This window comes from Acinetobacter sp. SH024, from assembly GCF_000163635.1.
GTDB lineage: Bacteria > Pseudomonadota > Gammaproteobacteria > Pseudomonadales > Moraxellaceae > Acinetobacter > Acinetobacter pittii.
On the sequence record NZ_GG753600.1, the window covers coordinates 297,373 to 311,743 of the forward strand.

A 14,371-nucleotide genomic window follows, 5' to 3' on the forward strand; every position below is an offset into this window, starting at 1 on the left:
TCGATATGGATATGTCAGAACAATTATCATCGCCTTTAATAGATACTACCCCGTCCTTATTTCGGCCGGAATCCTCATCTCATTCTAAACAATTAGGGAAAAAACCATCACTTGACCTTGAGGCAGCGCCTTTGTTTGATCTGGGTGAGGAATGGGAACATTCATTATTTGGTCGTTCGATTCACGAGTGCCATCGCAACTTAATGCATATTGCCGAAGATGCCGATATGGCCATTGGTGTGACTGATCCTCATGGTACTCTACTTTGGACATGGAGTAGTACGCCTATGCGTTCATCTGCCGAACAAGTCCATTTTGTTGAAGGTGGACAATGGTCAACTCAAGCAGTTGGTCAAAATGCAATTGGTCTTGCCCTAAATACACATTCTGCAAGTTGTGTTTACTCACATGAAAACCAAATGAATAGTGTCAGAGACTGGGTCTGTTATGCAGCACCGATTACCGATGCGAATACAGGTCAGTTTTATGGAATTATGAATTTATCGACCAAATATCAAAAACATAATTCACTTGGAGTTTTAGCAGTAGAGCGTTGTGCTGACATTGTTAAACAAGCAATTCAGCTTCATCAGAAAAATATCTTATATATTAAAGCCTTCGGCACTCCTAAAGTTCAATATAACCAACACAGCCTTACATTGACTCAACGTCAAATTGAGATTCTGTGCATTCTAACCCTTTGTCCCGAAGGGATTAATCTTGAAGAACTTCATTATGCTTTATATGGTGATCGGCCTGTAAGTACTACCACTTTAAAAGCAGAACTTTCTCAACTCAGAAACTTAATACCCGACGTTATCGAGTCACGACCATATAGACTTAACTGCGAAATTCAATGTGATTTTTTAATGGCCGAGCAAGCCTTAAACCTTGGCTTCACATCAACTACGCTTACACTCTATAGAGGAAGTTTCTTAGCTAAATCAGAAAGTCCTTTTTTATGCGCATGGAGAGATTGTTTTGACGCTCGTTTGAGTCATGTAATTTATCAAATTGAAGATATTGATCAATTATTACGAGTGGTCAGTCGTGTACCAGACCGTGTAGATGCCGTTGAACGTTTACTTGAATTATTACCCGAAGAAACACCTTATCGAACTAAACTCTTAAAATTGCTCGAATAAAATAAAAGGGAGAATATCCATACGATATTCTCCCTTTTTAAGGCTAGATCAAGCAGAGGCTTGAAGCTGTACCCTATAGCAGTCGTCCAAAGCTAATTCATAATATCGCAGCCCTTCTTCAGCAGCATGAAATGCTTTTTGCTGCCAGTCAGGACGGTCATTACATAAGCGTTTAATCAACTCCATAGCTTCATATGGATGAAGATCATCGTAATGTGCATGAGCGCGCAACCAAGCTAAAGAACGTTTATCAATCGTGACTTCAGGATGATTAGTATAGGTATGAATACCTTTATACACCTGAATAGACCAATCTCCAGTTGCCCATTCAATCGCCAAATTTGTTGCAGCCAGACATTCTGCCAAATTGCCTCGATGACTCATATTCCATAGAAAATGGTTTACAGCATTCATAGCAGCGGGTGGTCGTACATGATCAAGTTCTTCAACTGTTAAGCCAAAACCTCCAGCCCAATCGCGATACCATTTTAAGTGTCGCTCTTCTACCTTAATATTTTGAATTAACCAATCTCGCGCTTCAGTAACTCCCGGTTCAGAAAATCCAGTCGCTTTCCCCAATGCTCCAGCCATATATGACGGGAAATGGGCGACTAATGGATAGAAATTAAGTAGAGCATAACGGAAACTATCTAGGCTCAATCCCCCATTGGCCATTTCCGTAAAAAACGGATGTTTACTCACCCGTTCTTTCGCTGGTAACAGGTCGTCCCAGAACCGTTGTGACCATCCATTATGCGGCGTAATTTCTAAATTCATTCCATATTGATTTAGAGCAGTCATTGCTAATTTTCCTATTTATATGACAGCAATCATCTGTATTTCACGCTATAAGTCTATCCGAAAATGATAAAGATACAATCGTTAATCGACCATTTGTAACTTTTTTCGATGGATTGTGGAACTTTAGATAATTATTAGGCTAATCATTGAAATGTCGTGATTTTTATCACATTTAACATAGATAAAAATCATTACTTTTTTAAAAAATCTGTATTATTATTTTGAATAAACCACACATTATATAATCAATATTTTTAGATGGAACTTTACTTAAAATAAGTCTCATTTTATGACAACTTCCAATATAGAGAGCATTAATTATGAAGTTGCAGGGTTCCAATATATTGGGACAGGAACAAATAGATTTATTAACCACACGAGGATTAAACTTTGTATGGTTTCCAAAGCAGCTTGAAACGATTTATCGTTTTCAATACCAAAACGGTGCTGCCTATGAGTTCCGCTATAGAGCGCCTATTATTTTAATATTATATATATTTTTAAGCTTTGGTATATATCAAGTTTTACCAAGTGAACAAGTTTTATCCTGGTTTAGCTATTATTGTTGGGTTGGTGTAATTGTTCTTATCGCTTGGATTTTATCATTTATTAAAAAATTAAATCAGTATTTTGATTATTATGTAGGAGTTGGCTCGGCTTTAGCGGTAGCAATTACTTTTATTTTAATTAACGTTATTGAGAATGGACAAGATAATGTTCTTTTTCATGCTGCCATGATGTATGCAATCGTTATTATTTATGGTGCTGTTGGTATGCGCTTTTATACCGCCATATTTGCTGGATGGATGGGAGGACTGGTTGGAATTTTAGTAAGCAACTACTTAAATGGTGTGATCGACTGGACGTTCTTAAACCGAACTTACACTTTTAGTAGTTTTTTGGGAATGACCCTCGCCTATGCAACGGACCGTCAACATCGAGAAAACTATCTACAAAACTGTATGATTGAGCTGAATCGCATTGAGCTCATGCAACAAGCGCAGCAGTTATCCTTACTTTCTCGCAAGATGCACTTACTAGTTTAGCCAATCGACGTTATCTAGATGAAACTTTGGATAATGAATGGCGCCGTGCATTACGACATGAAACCCCACTCACTATTATGATGGTCGATATCGATTATTTTAAAGCATACAATGACACGCTAGGACATCTCAAAGGTGATGAATGTTTAAAAGAAATCGCAATTGCTATTTCTTCTATTGCTGCTCGTAGTGGAGATTTAGTTGCTCGTTATGGTGGTGAAGAGTTTTTACTACTATTTCCAATGACAAATTCTCAGCAAGCTTTGATACAAGTCGAACGTTTAATGAATGCGATTAATAAAATTGCGATTAAACACCCATGTAGTGATGTTTCACCACACGTCACTATTAGTGTAGGAGTCGCAACCACAATTCCACGTCTAAACGATTCTATTTCTGCTTTTGTGGCACGAGCAGATCATGCATTATATAAAGCAAAAACCAATGGACGTAATCAATATAAGATTGCTGTAAACGAAGAACAAATTGTAGATTTGACTTAAAATGGAAAATAACTTTTGGCTAGTGATTAAATTATTTGTTTTTGATATTACTCTTTTAAATTAAAATAATAAAAGATCCCTCTATTTAGCTTTTCCATCCGTGGTAAAGCTAAAATGTAATCTAGATTTAATATGTACTAAATATTTTTGTTTAGTTCTTAATATTAAATTAAGAATGATTTAGTTAAGATTAATACATACCTACTCTAAGCTAAAAAATTCCAGTTCATCAGAATTCTCCTTTTAACTTCTTCCAAAGTTTATTTATAAAATAGAGCAATAAGTTTTGCTCCATCCTTAGAGGTGTTGTCTGAACAACTTCATTTGAAAATGGCAATATCGAGACAATATTCTCATGTATCGTTTCATAGTTCGGATAAGCCTCTTTTTTAATAATCTCTATAATTTTTTGTATTTCATCTACAGATAAGTTCAAGAATTTTTTAATTTCTTGGACTGTCTTTGATTCAATAGATAATAAAGCACAAACTCTAGTTACATTAACAATTTGCTCTGCATGAATATTTTTAAAGTTTGGATAACAAACAAGTTTATATAGAATTTTTGTCTCAAACGGATCTGTAGCAGTTATATTTCCTATTCGTTCTCGATAAGATTTTTTAAAATATTCATTATTTTCAATTTCTAATAAAATTTTTAAAAGCTCCTGATACCTTAATGGCCTCTTTAATCCATATTGATAACCTTTTAAAAGCTCAGGATTATTACTTAATACAATTTTAATTTTTTTAGGAAGAAGAATATTTGTATAGCCGCTGTCTAAATCAATAATATATATATCTGGGTTATCATCACTATATATCCAATTTTCAGATAGCTGAGAGGATAAAGATAAGTCATGAATAACTTTTATCATTGCCTCTAAGTTTTTAGGCAATAGTTTATCCTTTGACATACAGCCAATTCTATATGTACATTGATTCATTGATATTTCCCCAATTTCAATGATGACTTTGAAAATTATTTGTTTAAAGTAATAAAATTTAAATATGTAATAAACTTATATAAAACTAATTTGAATAAAATTAGCTTTAAGATATAAATATCATGAGCAAGTATAAAATTAATAAGACTTTAATTTCTTACTTAAGCAGATAAATATATTCAGAAATAAATCGCGCGTATTATATTTATATAGAGATTATAAGACAAGGAAATAATTTAAAATTTAATAGAGCCCAATGTGATAAAAAATTAAAGCCCCCAAGTTTAAGTTAAATATGGGGGCTTAATTTACTACAGTCAGAATTATGACTATGGTTCAATTGGTGCAAACGGTGGAACAACATCTGCATTTTGTGCACGATGGCGTAGGAAGTGATCCATTAGGACAATAGCCAACATTGCTTCTGCAATTGGAGTTGCTCGTACACCTACACATGGGTCATGACGGCCTTTAGTCAATACATCAGTATCTTCACGGCTTAAATTAATCGTTTTACCTGGTGTTGTAATACTTGCAGTTGGTTTTAATGCAATGGCAACTCGAATGGTCTGACCACTCGAAATACCGCCTAAAATACCGCCTGCATGGTTCGCTAAGAAGCCATTACTCGTCAACTCATCACGTGTTTCATGACCAAATTGCCCAGCAACTGCGAAACCATCCCCGATTTCAACACCTTTAACCGCATTAATGCTCATCATGGCATGAGCAATGTCAGCATCTAGGCGATCAAAAACAGGTTCCCCCCAGCCTACAGGAACTTTTTCAGCTAAAATTTCTAGCTTAGCCCCGCAGCTTGTACCTTGTTCACGTAAAGACGTAACCAATGCTTCAAAACGAGGAACAGCATCTACATCACCACAGAAAAATGGATTATTTGGAACTTCATTCCAATCCAGTTTTTCGGCAACTTCATTACCAATTTGTGTGACGTGACCGCGAATCAATACACCAAATTTTTCTGCTAAATATTTTTTAGCAATAGCACCCGCTGCAACACGCATCGCAGTTTCACGTGCACTCGAACGACCGCCACCACGGTAATCACGGAAACCATACTTTTGTGTATAGGTGTAGTCCGCATGACCCGGTCTAAAAGTCTGAGCAATATTGCCGTAATCTTTCGATTTTTGGTCAGTATTACGAATGAGTAAACCAATTGGCGTACCAGTAGTTTTACCTTCAAACACACCAGAAATAATTTCAACCTGATCAGGTTCTTTGCGCTGAGTCGCAAATTTTGATGTACCCGGCTTACGGCGGTCCAGATCTTTTTGTAGATCTTCTTCGGTTAACTCAAGACCAGGTGGCACACCATCAACAATTGCCATTAAGCCAACGCCATGAGACTCACCACATGTCGTTACACGAAAGAGTTGTCCAATACTGTTCCCTGCCATATGTACAACTCCTTATGCTTGTTGCTGTTCAAATAGTTTTCTATAACGACGACATTGTTCTGCGGTTAAAGCAAAAATGCCAGAACCACCTTTTTGGAAAGTAAGCCAGTTGAAATCAATCGTATTGAAGTTTTGGCGCATGGCCCATTCAGAGTTACCCACTTCAATGACAATTAAACCATCTTCAGTTAAATAATCTGCTGCTTGAGCAAGCATTTTACGCACGAGGTCTAAACCATCTTGGCCTGCTGCCAATGCAAGCTCAGGTTCGTGTAAAAACTCTTCCGGTAAGTCAGCCATATCTTCGGCATCAACGTACGGAGGATTACTTACAATTAAATCGTACTGGTTTTCAGCTGGAATCTTGGCAAATAAATCAGATTCAAGTAACGCAACTTGATATTGCTTATTGTGGTGTTCAACATTAATCGATGCTACTTCTAAGGCTTCTTTAGAGATGTCCGTTGCATCCACTTCCGCATCTGGGTATGCATAAGCCAAAGCAACAGCAATACAACCAGAACCTGTACACATATCTAAAATACGCTGTGGAGTTTTAGGTTTTGCATTTTCTGGCAGGTTGTTAAGTGCTTCACGCATTTGACCATTTTCATCTAAGCAATATGGTGCAAAGCGCTGTTCAATTAATTCAGCAATTGGTGAACGCGGAATAAGTACGCGCTCATCCACATAAAATGGCTTATTAAAGAAGTAAGCTAAATTTAATAAATAAGAAGTCGGAATACGGTCATTAATACGACGTTCTAACAAACTTAAGAATTCTGCTTTTTCACTTGGCAAAAGCTTAGCATCTAAAATCTCTGAGTCTGCTGACCATTCAAGAGATAAGGTTTGTAAAACTAATGCAGAACTTTCTGCAAAATAATCTTCAGTACCTTGTCCTAAATGTGCATCATGTTGACGTAATGCTGATACCCCAAAGCGAATAAAATCTCGAATTGTAGATAAATTTTCAGCAGCTTCCTGTAAATGTTCAGGGCTAATCGTCGGTCGCTCCACTTAGGCGTCTCCAAAGGCAAATTTTGCAAAGTGACTATTCTACTGAGTGAGACAAAGCAACGCAACGCTTTGCCTTGTGAAGCAGTGTTTTACACACCTATCTCTAACAATCACAGCTTAAAATCAGAATACTTTGTTTTAATTAAGAAATAATGAACTTTTAACCAGGTATAGATTTCGCCTATGAAATAAAAAAGCGGTCAATATTTAAAGACCGCTTTTTGTGTTTAGTTGGTTTAAAGCTTAAGTTTTTCTGCCACATAATCCGAATCTTTGTCTCCACGACCAGAAAGATTAACCACAATCATGGTTTCTTTCGACAGCTTTGATGCTTCTCGTATTGCCCATGCGACAGCGTGTGAGCTTTCAAGCGCAGGAACAATTCCTTCTACACGAGATAAGGTCATAAAAGCATCCAAACATTCTTGATCAGTTGCTGTGCTATATTCAACACGGCCTAAATCTTTTAAGAAACTATGCTGTGGCCCAACACCAGGATAATCCAATCCTGAAGCAATAGAATGCACGGGTAATGGTTCACCAGCTTCATTTTCAAGCACGTAACACGCCATACCATGAATTTGACTTGGTTTACCTAAGGTTAAAGTTGCCGAATGCATGTGAGTTTCTAAACCATGTCCTGCTGGTTCAACCCCAACCAATTTCACATCCGAATCATTTAAAAATGCCGTAAAAGCACCGATTGCATTTGAACCGCCACCAACACATGCAACAACATAATCTGGGTTTTTACCAAAACGATGATGCGTCTGCTCTTTAATTTCATTGCCAATAATCGATTGAAAATCTCGAACCATTTTTGGAAATGGATGTGGTCCAACCACAGAACCAATTGCATAAATAAAGTTTTTAGGGTCTTTTAAATATTCTTCAAACGCGCTATCTACAGCATCTTTTAAGGTTGCTGTACCACGTGTTACTGAAACTAAATGAGCACCCAAAATTTTCATTTTGACCACATTAGGGTGTTCTTTTTCAATATCGACTTGTCCCATGTGAATTTCACATGGAATACCAACTAAAGCACAAGCCGTGGCTAAAGCAACGCCATGCTGTCCCGCACCTGTTTCAGCAATAACTTTCTTTTTGCCCATATATTTGGCAAGAAGAGCCTCACCTAAACAGTGATTAATTTTATGGGCACCCGTGTGATTTAAGTCTTCACGTTTTAAATAAATTTGTGCACCGCCTAACTGCTCAGAAAGACGTTTTGCGTGAAATAAAGGACTTGGACGACCTACATAATTTGTAAAGAGGTCTGATAGTTCATTTTGAAATTCTGGTGTATGGCGAATTTCCTCATAAGCAACATTAATTTCATCCATTGCTTCTTTTAAATGCGGAGGAATAAATTGGCCTCCATATTCACCAAAAAATCCCTGTTCATTTGGCAAAGCAATACCATTAATTTGATGTTGCATATCATCCCTCTTTTTAAATTATTAAAGTTATCAAGTTTATCGAGAAAGGTAGCGTGTTAAGTCCTCAATGCCTTTTAAGGTCATTGGATACATATGGTTTTCAAAAATCTCTTTAATCCAACCAATGGTTTGAGTGTAATGCCAATACCCTTCAGTTTCAGGGTTTAACCATGCTGTTTTATCAAAATGTTGACGTAGGCGACGTAACCAAACCTCACCTGTTTCATCATTCATATATTCAACCGAGCCACCTACCGATTTCAGCTCATACGGTGCCATACTGGCATCACCTACGACAATTACACGATAGTCGCGTCCGTAAGTATGGAACAGATCCCACGTATTCATACGCGTTGCTGTTCTTCGGTAGTTATCTTTCCAGACATAGTCATAGAGACAATTATGGAAATAAAAGTATTCGAGTGTCTTAAACTCACTTTTAGCAGCACTAAAGAGTTTTTCGCATTGAGCAATATGAGCATCCATCGAACCGCCCACATCGAACAACATCAGTACTTTTATTCGGTTTCGACGCTCTGGCACCATCTGAACATCCAAGATACCTTGTTTGGCTGTTTCTCGAATAGTTCCATCAACGTCTAACTCTTCAGCTGCGCCTTGGCGAGCAAATTTGCGTAAACGTCGTAACGCAATTTGCATCTGACGAGTTCCAAGAACTTGGTCATCATCTAGATTTTGGTATTTCCGCTGTTCCCAGACTTTAACCGCCGAACGTTTACGCCCCGGCCCACCAATTCTGACGCCTTCTGGATGGTCACCAAAAGCTCCAAAAGGTGAAGTTCCACCTGTGCCAACCATACGGTTACCACCTTGGTGTTTCTTATGCTGTTCGCGTAAACGTTCTTCTAGCATTTTCATCAGTTCTTCTAAAGAACCTGCTTTTTGGAGTTCAGCTCTTTGCTCTGGTGTTAAATGCTTTTCGAGAAGTTCTAAATCGAACCAGTCTTTTGGTAATTTATGAACTTGCTTAAGCAACTCATCGATATCAAAAGTTTCAATACCATCAAAGTAATCTTTCATGGCACGATCAAACTTATCAAAAAATCGCTCATCTTTAACTAAAATAGTTTTAGCAAGCTGATAGAACTCTTCTTGGTCGGCAAAAACCAAACCTTCACTCACCGCACGGTTTAGATCAATGAGTTCACGAGTGGTAACTGGAACACCATATTTACGTAAGGTGTAAAATAACCGCACAAACATGGGTTACTCCCTCCCTTAACGTCGAGACATAAAAGCCAAGCGTTCGAGAAGTTGTACATCTTGCTCGTTTTTGATGAGAGCACCATATAAAGGTGGAATAGCTTTAGAGGTATCTCGATTACGTAATACATCTTCAGGCATATCATCTGCCATGAGTAAGCTTAACCAATCAATTAACTCAGAGGTTGATGGTGGTTTCTTCAAATTAGGAATTTCACGTAGTTTAAAGAAAACCTGTAAAGCTTCGTTTACTAGTGTTGCAGAGATATTTGGGAAATGAACCGCAATGATTTCTCGCATTGTGGCTTCATCTGGAAACTCAATATAGTGGAAGAAGCAACGACGCAAGAATGCATCTGGTAATTCTTTTTCATTATTTGAAGTAATAATTACAATTGGGCGTTGCGTTGCCGTAATTGTTTCATTCGTTTCATAAACATAAAAAGACATTTTATCGAGTTCATGCAACAAGTCATTTGGAAACTCGATATCGGCCTTATCAATTTCATCAATTAATAATACGCAACGCTCTTCACTGGTGAAAGCTTCCCACAATTTACCGGGTTTAATGTAGTTCTTAATATCGTAAACTCGGTCATCACCTAACTGGCTATCTCTTAAACGAGAAACTGCATCATATTCATACAACCCTTGCTGTGCTTTAGTTGTAGATTTGATATGCCAAGTAATCAGTTTTAAACCTAAACTTTGTGCTACTTGTTCAGCAAGTAAAGTTTTACCCGTGCCCGGTTCACCCTTAATCAGTAAAGGCTTTTGCAAAGCACGAGCTGCTTTTACAACAAGCTTAAGACTATCAGTCGCGATATATTGATCTGTACCGGTAAAATGTTGGGTATCAGCAGACATGTAAAGACCTTATTTTTCTATTTCAATGGTTAGATGGAACGCATGCTTTTGTTTGTTGAATATTTTGACCAACAATATCCAATCACCAAACCTAGACCAACTACAAACAGAATTAAAGATAAATTTGACCAAATTAACGGACTATCTTTAGTTAAAACACCAAAAAGAAGTCCAAAAATAGCAGGTGCTACAGATGCATTCGGTCCTTCAGACACTGTTGGTGTAACTAAAATAGCAAATACAATCAACCAGCTAATTGCACCAAAAGTGGTAGGAAGACGGCGCATTAATCGCCACCAACACCACAAAGCAATAATAGCGCCTATTCCATAAGCTGTTAAAGCAATAACACCTTCAGGAATAACATCCAAAAAAGAGAATAACTGATTCATTATTCCAGTTTGATCTTCACGCACCACGTAAGCCCTCTGGTTCAACTGCATTCGGGTTAATTAACCCTTCTGGCGGCATCTGAATAAAGAAACCTTTTGTTTGTAATGAGTCTAAAACATGTAAAACATTAACACGCGCCAATTTACGTGTTGGAGCCAACTCTAAATGCATGACAAACGTTGCACGACCAAACGCTTGTAAAACAGCTTCAGGAACATTTTCAAACGGATCAGCTTGTTCCGTATTGTCAGGATAGTTTGGACGAGCAATATACATGTACATTTCATCTTTTTTGCTCGATCTATAAATATCACAGTGCATTTCAAATCAACTCTTGAACTAAGGACAGCATACATGAAAAAAAACGACATACACACGCAGGTTTGTTTACGCATCAGTCGTTTTTTTAATTCTTGAGAAATATTAACCTACAACATTGATTAAGGTCGATAATAACTTTGTTCCAAACAGGTGCTAGCTTTTGTAAAAACAATATAAGTTTCTGATTTTAAATATTAAAATGCAAAATCTATTTTATTGAAATAAAAACCAGTTTTAGGACTTTTAAAAAAGTATTCATCATCAAATACTTGATAATAGTAGTCTTGCAAGATTTATACTTAAGCTATCAAAAATAATAAATTTCTTTTTCACCTATTTAAGAATACACACTTGAGTAAAACTTTTAACTACTTCACTACACATCACCAGATGTTACTTAACTCGTTTAATAGCGAGATATGTTTCAATAATAAGTATCTTGTTCATAGATATGGAGGATGAACTTATGCCTCGTGGTGATAAAACTGCTTATACAGCAAAGCAAAAACGTCAGGCCAAACATATTGTTGAGAGTGAAGTAGATAGAGGCCATTCTCAAGAAGAAGCCGAACGAATTGCATGGTCTACCGTCAACAAACAAGATGGTGGCGGTAAGAAAAAGTCCCATTAATATATAAAAATAAATACTTCTTTAGCCCAAACTAAAGAAGTATTTCTTATTTAAGGACGTGTTAATTTTTTTCTAGAAGACGCGAGAGCTTTTTATATAGTCATCGCTTACTTGATTTAAGGCACTCAAAATAGCGCTATCATCTTGACTTAATAAAGCCTCATTAAGACTTTCCATATAAGCGATGAGTTGGGTTTTAGAAGTATGGGCAAATTCGGTCGTTACAGCTTCATCTTCATATAAGATTACGTAACTACGTGCGAAACCGTAGATTAGGTAAACTGCTGCTTTTTCTTTTGTATCTTGAGATTCTTTAAGAGACTGCTCACACGCATTTTTTAAGTCTTTAAATGCATCTGTACCAGTAGATTGATTTTTGAAAGATAAAAGTATTGTTTGGAAGTTCATATCCATATTCCACTCAAAAAGTAAAGCTACAGAACAAGATAGAACCTGTCAAATAATATACTGATTAATATAAATTTAATTGTAAATAAATTTATATTTAACTTCTTTTGGCTCACGATAAATCATGCAATAAAAAAATCACTCCTTTTTAAGAGTGGTTTTTTAAAACAATCATTCATTAGAAGCTTATTTCAATTGTGATCGTGGTACCAGAGTGCTCAATATTAGTTGAGACATTAAAACCTCTACTTCTAAGTTCCTCTTCAACCAATGTAAGATGATCAGGACTTATAGCATCAACAGGAAACCAGAAAGTTGCTTTTCGTTTCCCCTCCTTAGATTCAGACTCAGTACCAGTTAAAATTTTTTCCAATATGACGTCTTGATTTATTTTAAAGTTTTTAGCATTTTGACGAGCTTGTTCAGCATTAAAGTTATTAAGCATATTTATCTCTCTAATTATTAATTTATCTAATTTTATATCATAAAAAGGCTATATAAGTTTTAGTGTTGTGTAGTTAAAACCAATCAGAGATATAGGTTTATTGATTGAATAAACTTTCCACCCATTCGATAAATTTTCTGGCATTTCTATTTTTAAGATCCTCCTTATTTGGAATGTAGTAACACAGCTTTGATTGAACGGCTTTAGTTTTAAACTCCTGTAAAAGATTCGCCTTAACAAACCTTTGGGTAAGTGTAGTAGAGCAAAATACTAATCCATTGGCAGATAAAGCCTCGTGTATCCCAAAAATTTCCTGATCAAATTTCTTAATCGTCACCCTATCTTGGTTCCATTCATTTTCCTCAAGCCAAGCCTCTAGTGGTGGGCTTGATAACGCCTTATTTTTCCATTCTGTCGTAAATAAAGTTATTGGTTCACTAGAACATTTAAGCAGATCAAGTTTAGGTGAACCAAATACATTAAAAGACTCATATTTAACAATATCTTGAGACTGGACCAAAGATACGTCGCCATATCGAATAGGTAATGTATATAAGTGATTATCTAAAGTTTCGCCTGTAGAAAACTCAACAGATATATTGGGATGCAATTGATAAAATTCATTTATTGAAGGAATTAGCAGCATTGCAGCTAGTGAAGACGTACTAGCGACTCTTACTATGTTTCCATTTACTGTTATTTCATCTAGTGCATCTTCAATTTTACGAAATCCTTCAGAAATTGCTCCAGCAAGTCTTTGCCCTGTCGTTGTAAGGGTTATTTTCCTTACCTGTCGATGAAATAAATCAACATTTAATCTGCTTTCTAGATTCGCAACATGATGTGAAATTGCAGTCGGTGTAAGCGAGAGTTCTTCAGCAGCCAACTTAAAACTACCCAATCGAGCGGCTGATTCAAATGCTTTAAGTGCTTGCAAAGAAACTTGCATGTCTCCTCCCCATTTACAATTATAGATGAACTAAAATCATCTATAGTTGTAATTTTCTCGTTTGTCTACTTATGTTTTAAAACTCAAAATAAATTAAATCCTAACTTTTCTGGAATTAATGATGAGTAAAATATTACATATAGATGCTAGTGTCAGAGCTGCGATTAACCCCAACCCAAATCACAATTCTATTTCAAAAAATATTGCCAGTCGGTTGATCAACTCTTGGAAACAACAATTGTCTATAGATGAGTATATTTATCGTGACGTAGGAATGAATCCACCACCCTTTATTAATCAAGACTGGATTGATGCTGTATTCACACCTGACAATAAAAGGACCGAAGCTCAACGTGATGTTTTATCTATATCAGATCAATTAATAGCAGAAGTTTCGAGCTCAGATATTCTTGTAATTTCTTCACCTATGTACAATTACGGCATGCCTGCTCAACTGAAAGCATGGTTTGATCAAATTATTCGTATCAATAAAACATTTGATTTTGACCTAGCTCGTGGAGACTTTCCCTTACAACCTCTTTTAACTGGAAAAATTTTAATTATTATCACTTCCAGCGGTGAATTTGGGTTTGAGAAAGATGGGATTCGGCATGATATGAGTCATCTTGTACCCCACATTCGTACACTGAGCAAATATTTAGGCGTAGAAAAAATTTATGAAATTACTTCTGAGTATCAAGAGTTTGGAGATCATAGGCATATAGAGTCATTAGAAAATGCTTTTCAAAAAGCTGAAGAAGTTGTTTCTAAACTTGCTGATTCATTTAGATAATATCTGTAGATTTTAA

The 14,371-nt window shown here is 36.4% G+C and carries 15 protein-coding genes and 1 pseudogene; 4 read left to right on the top strand and 12 right to left on the bottom strand.

Features of this window, described 5'->3' with window-relative positions:
* Window positions 1-5 precede the first annotated feature (5 nt).
* The gene (locus HMPREF0013_RS07310; RefSeq protein ID WP_002113737.1) at window positions 6-1,145 is read left to right on the top strand and encodes a hypothetical protein; all 1,140 of its coding nucleotides are present in this window, start codon (window positions 6-8) and stop codon (window positions 1,143-1,145) included.
* Between the two features lie 48 nt (window positions 1,146-1,193).
* Here the strand turns inward: HMPREF0013_RS07310 and HMPREF0013_RS07315 are convergent, their stop codons facing one another.
* A complete protein-coding gene (locus HMPREF0013_RS07315) occupies window positions 1,194-1,946 on the bottom strand; it encodes a TenA family transcriptional regulator (protein ID WP_002113940.1) in 753 nt (250 codons plus the stop codon).
* A gap of 320 nt (window positions 1,947-2,266) precedes the next feature.
* On the opposite strand from HMPREF0013_RS07315, the pseudogene HMPREF0013_RS07320 reads away from it, so the two are divergent.
* Window positions 2,267-3,495: pseudogene (locus tag HMPREF0013_RS07320) on the top strand (GGDEF domain-containing protein).
* Between the two features lie 229 nt (window positions 3,496-3,724).
* Here the strand turns inward: HMPREF0013_RS07320 and HMPREF0013_RS07325 are convergent.
* The 8 genes from HMPREF0013_RS07325 to HMPREF0013_RS07360 form a co-directional block, all read right to left on the bottom strand.
* A complete protein-coding gene (locus HMPREF0013_RS07325; RefSeq protein ID WP_002113891.1) occupies window positions 3,725-4,441 on the bottom strand; it encodes a hypothetical protein in 717 nt (238 codons plus the stop codon).
* A 329-nt stretch (window positions 4,442-4,770) separates the two neighbouring features.
* On the bottom strand, window positions 4,771-5,862 hold the full coding sequence (gene aroC, locus HMPREF0013_RS07330; RefSeq protein WP_002113712.1) for a chorismate synthase: 1,092 nt from the start codon (window positions 5,860-5,862) through the stop codon (window positions 4,771-4,773).
* Window positions 5,863-5,874: 12 nt separating this feature from the next.
* On the bottom strand, window positions 5,875-6,882 hold the full coding sequence (gene prmB, locus HMPREF0013_RS07335) for a 50S ribosomal protein L3 N(5)-glutamine methyltransferase (RefSeq protein WP_002113580.1): 1,008 nt from the start codon (window positions 6,880-6,882) through the stop codon (window positions 5,875-5,877).
* Between the two features lie 236 nt (window positions 6,883-7,118).
* Window positions 7,119-8,324, bottom strand: coding sequence for a tryptophan synthase subunit beta (trpB, locus tag HMPREF0013_RS07340; protein WP_002113726.1), 1,206 nt, complete (start codon window positions 8,322-8,324; stop codon window positions 7,119-7,121).
* 36 nt (window positions 8,325-8,360) lie between these two features.
* Entirely contained in the window at window positions 8,361-9,548 is a 1,188-nt protein-coding gene (locus HMPREF0013_RS07345) for a vWA domain-containing protein (RefSeq protein ID WP_002113937.1), read from the bottom strand.
* A gap of 15 nt (window positions 9,549-9,563) precedes the next feature.
* Complete coding sequence (locus tag HMPREF0013_RS07350) at window positions 9,564-10,415, bottom strand: AAA family ATPase (protein WP_005802253.1); 852 nt, start codon at window positions 10,413-10,415, stop codon at window positions 9,564-9,566.
* 29 nt (window positions 10,416-10,444) lie between these two features.
* A complete protein-coding gene (locus tag HMPREF0013_RS07355) occupies window positions 10,445-10,831 on the bottom strand; it encodes a hypothetical protein (RefSeq protein WP_002113949.1) in 387 nt (128 codons plus the stop codon).
* The gene (locus tag HMPREF0013_RS07360) at window positions 10,824-11,129 is read right to left on the bottom strand and encodes a YcgL domain-containing protein (protein ID WP_005069366.1); all 306 of its coding nucleotides are present in this window, start codon (window positions 11,127-11,129) and stop codon (window positions 10,824-10,826) included. Before HMPREF0013_RS07360 ends, HMPREF0013_RS07355 begins: the two co-directional genes overlap by 8 nt.
* 466 nt (window positions 11,130-11,595) lie before the next feature.
* Between HMPREF0013_RS07360 and HMPREF0013_RS07365 the strand changes: the two genes are divergently transcribed.
* Complete coding sequence (locus HMPREF0013_RS07365) at window positions 11,596-11,760, top strand: hypothetical protein (RefSeq protein WP_002113596.1); 165 nt, start codon at window positions 11,596-11,598, stop codon at window positions 11,758-11,760.
* Window positions 11,761-11,832: 72 nt separating this feature from the next.
* On the opposite strand, the gene HMPREF0013_RS07370 is transcribed toward HMPREF0013_RS07365, so the two are convergent.
* The 3 genes from HMPREF0013_RS07370 to HMPREF0013_RS07380 form a co-directional block, all read right to left on the bottom strand.
* Window positions 11,833-12,168 carry a hypothetical protein gene (locus HMPREF0013_RS07370; protein ID WP_019767826.1) on the bottom strand — a complete coding sequence of 112 codons (336 nt, stop codon included), beginning with the start codon at window positions 12,166-12,168 and terminating at the stop codon, window positions 11,833-11,835.
* Between the two features lie 178 nt (window positions 12,169-12,346).
* On the bottom strand, window positions 12,347-12,613 hold the full coding sequence (locus HMPREF0013_RS07375) for a hypothetical protein (RefSeq protein WP_002113521.1): 267 nt from the start codon (window positions 12,611-12,613) through the stop codon (window positions 12,347-12,349).
* Window positions 12,614-12,710: 97 nt separating this feature from the next.
* Complete coding sequence (locus HMPREF0013_RS07380) at window positions 12,711-13,562, bottom strand: LysR family transcriptional regulator (protein WP_002113762.1); 852 nt, start codon at window positions 13,560-13,562, stop codon at window positions 12,711-12,713.
* Between the two features lie 118 nt (window positions 13,563-13,680).
* On the opposite strand from HMPREF0013_RS07380, the gene HMPREF0013_RS07385 reads away from it, so the two are divergent.
* Window positions 13,681-14,355 (top strand): FMN-dependent NADH-azoreductase, encoded by a 675-nt coding sequence (locus tag HMPREF0013_RS07385; protein ID WP_002113554.1) that lies wholly within the window; start codon window positions 13,681-13,683, stop codon window positions 14,353-14,355.
* The last annotated feature ends 16 nt before the right edge of the window (window positions 14,356-14,371 follow it).

Bases quoted from the DNA above. Each gene is read 5' to 3' on its own strand.
- HMPREF0013_RS07310 (WP_002113737.1), top strand. From the start codon at position 6: ATGGATATGTCAGAACAATTATCATCGCCTTTAATAGATACTACCCCG.
- HMPREF0013_RS07315 (WP_002113940.1), bottom strand. From the start codon at position 1,946: ATGACTGCTCTAAATCAATATGGAATGAATTTAGAAATTACGCCGCAT.
- HMPREF0013_RS07325 (WP_002113891.1), bottom strand. From the start codon at position 4,441: ATGAATCAATGTACATATAGAATTGGCTGTATGTCAAAGGATAAACTA.
- aroC (WP_002113712.1), bottom strand. From the start codon at position 5,862: ATGGCAGGGAACAGTATTGGACAACTCTTTCGTGTAACGACATGTGGT.
- trpB (WP_002113726.1), bottom strand. From the start codon at position 8,324: ATGCAACATCAAATTAATGGTATTGCTTTGCCAAATGAACAGGGATTT.
- HMPREF0013_RS07345 (WP_002113937.1), bottom strand. From the start codon at position 9,548: ATGTTTGTGCGGTTATTTTACACCTTACGTAAATATGGTGTTCCAGTT.
- HMPREF0013_RS07350 (WP_005802253.1), bottom strand. From the start codon at position 10,415: ATGTCTGCTGATACCCAACATTTTACCGGTACAGATCAATATATCGCG.
- HMPREF0013_RS07360 (WP_005069366.1), bottom strand. From the start codon at position 11,129: ATGCACTGTGATATTTATAGATCGAGCAAAAAAGATGAAATGTACATG.
- HMPREF0013_RS07365 (WP_002113596.1), top strand. From the start codon at position 11,596: ATGCCTCGTGGTGATAAAACTGCTTATACAGCAAAGCAAAAACGTCAG.
- HMPREF0013_RS07370 (WP_019767826.1), bottom strand. From the start codon at position 12,168: ATGAACTTCCAAACAATACTTTTATCTTTCAAAAATCAATCTACTGGT.
- HMPREF0013_RS07375 (WP_002113521.1), bottom strand. From the start codon at position 12,613: ATGCTTAATAACTTTAATGCTGAACAAGCTCGTCAAAATGCTAAAAAC.
- HMPREF0013_RS07380 (WP_002113762.1), bottom strand. From the start codon at position 13,562: ATGCAAGTTTCTTTGCAAGCACTTAAAGCATTTGAATCAGCCGCTCGA.
- HMPREF0013_RS07385 (WP_002113554.1), top strand. From the start codon at position 13,681: ATGATGAGTAAAATATTACATATAGATGCTAGTGTCAGAGCTGCGATT.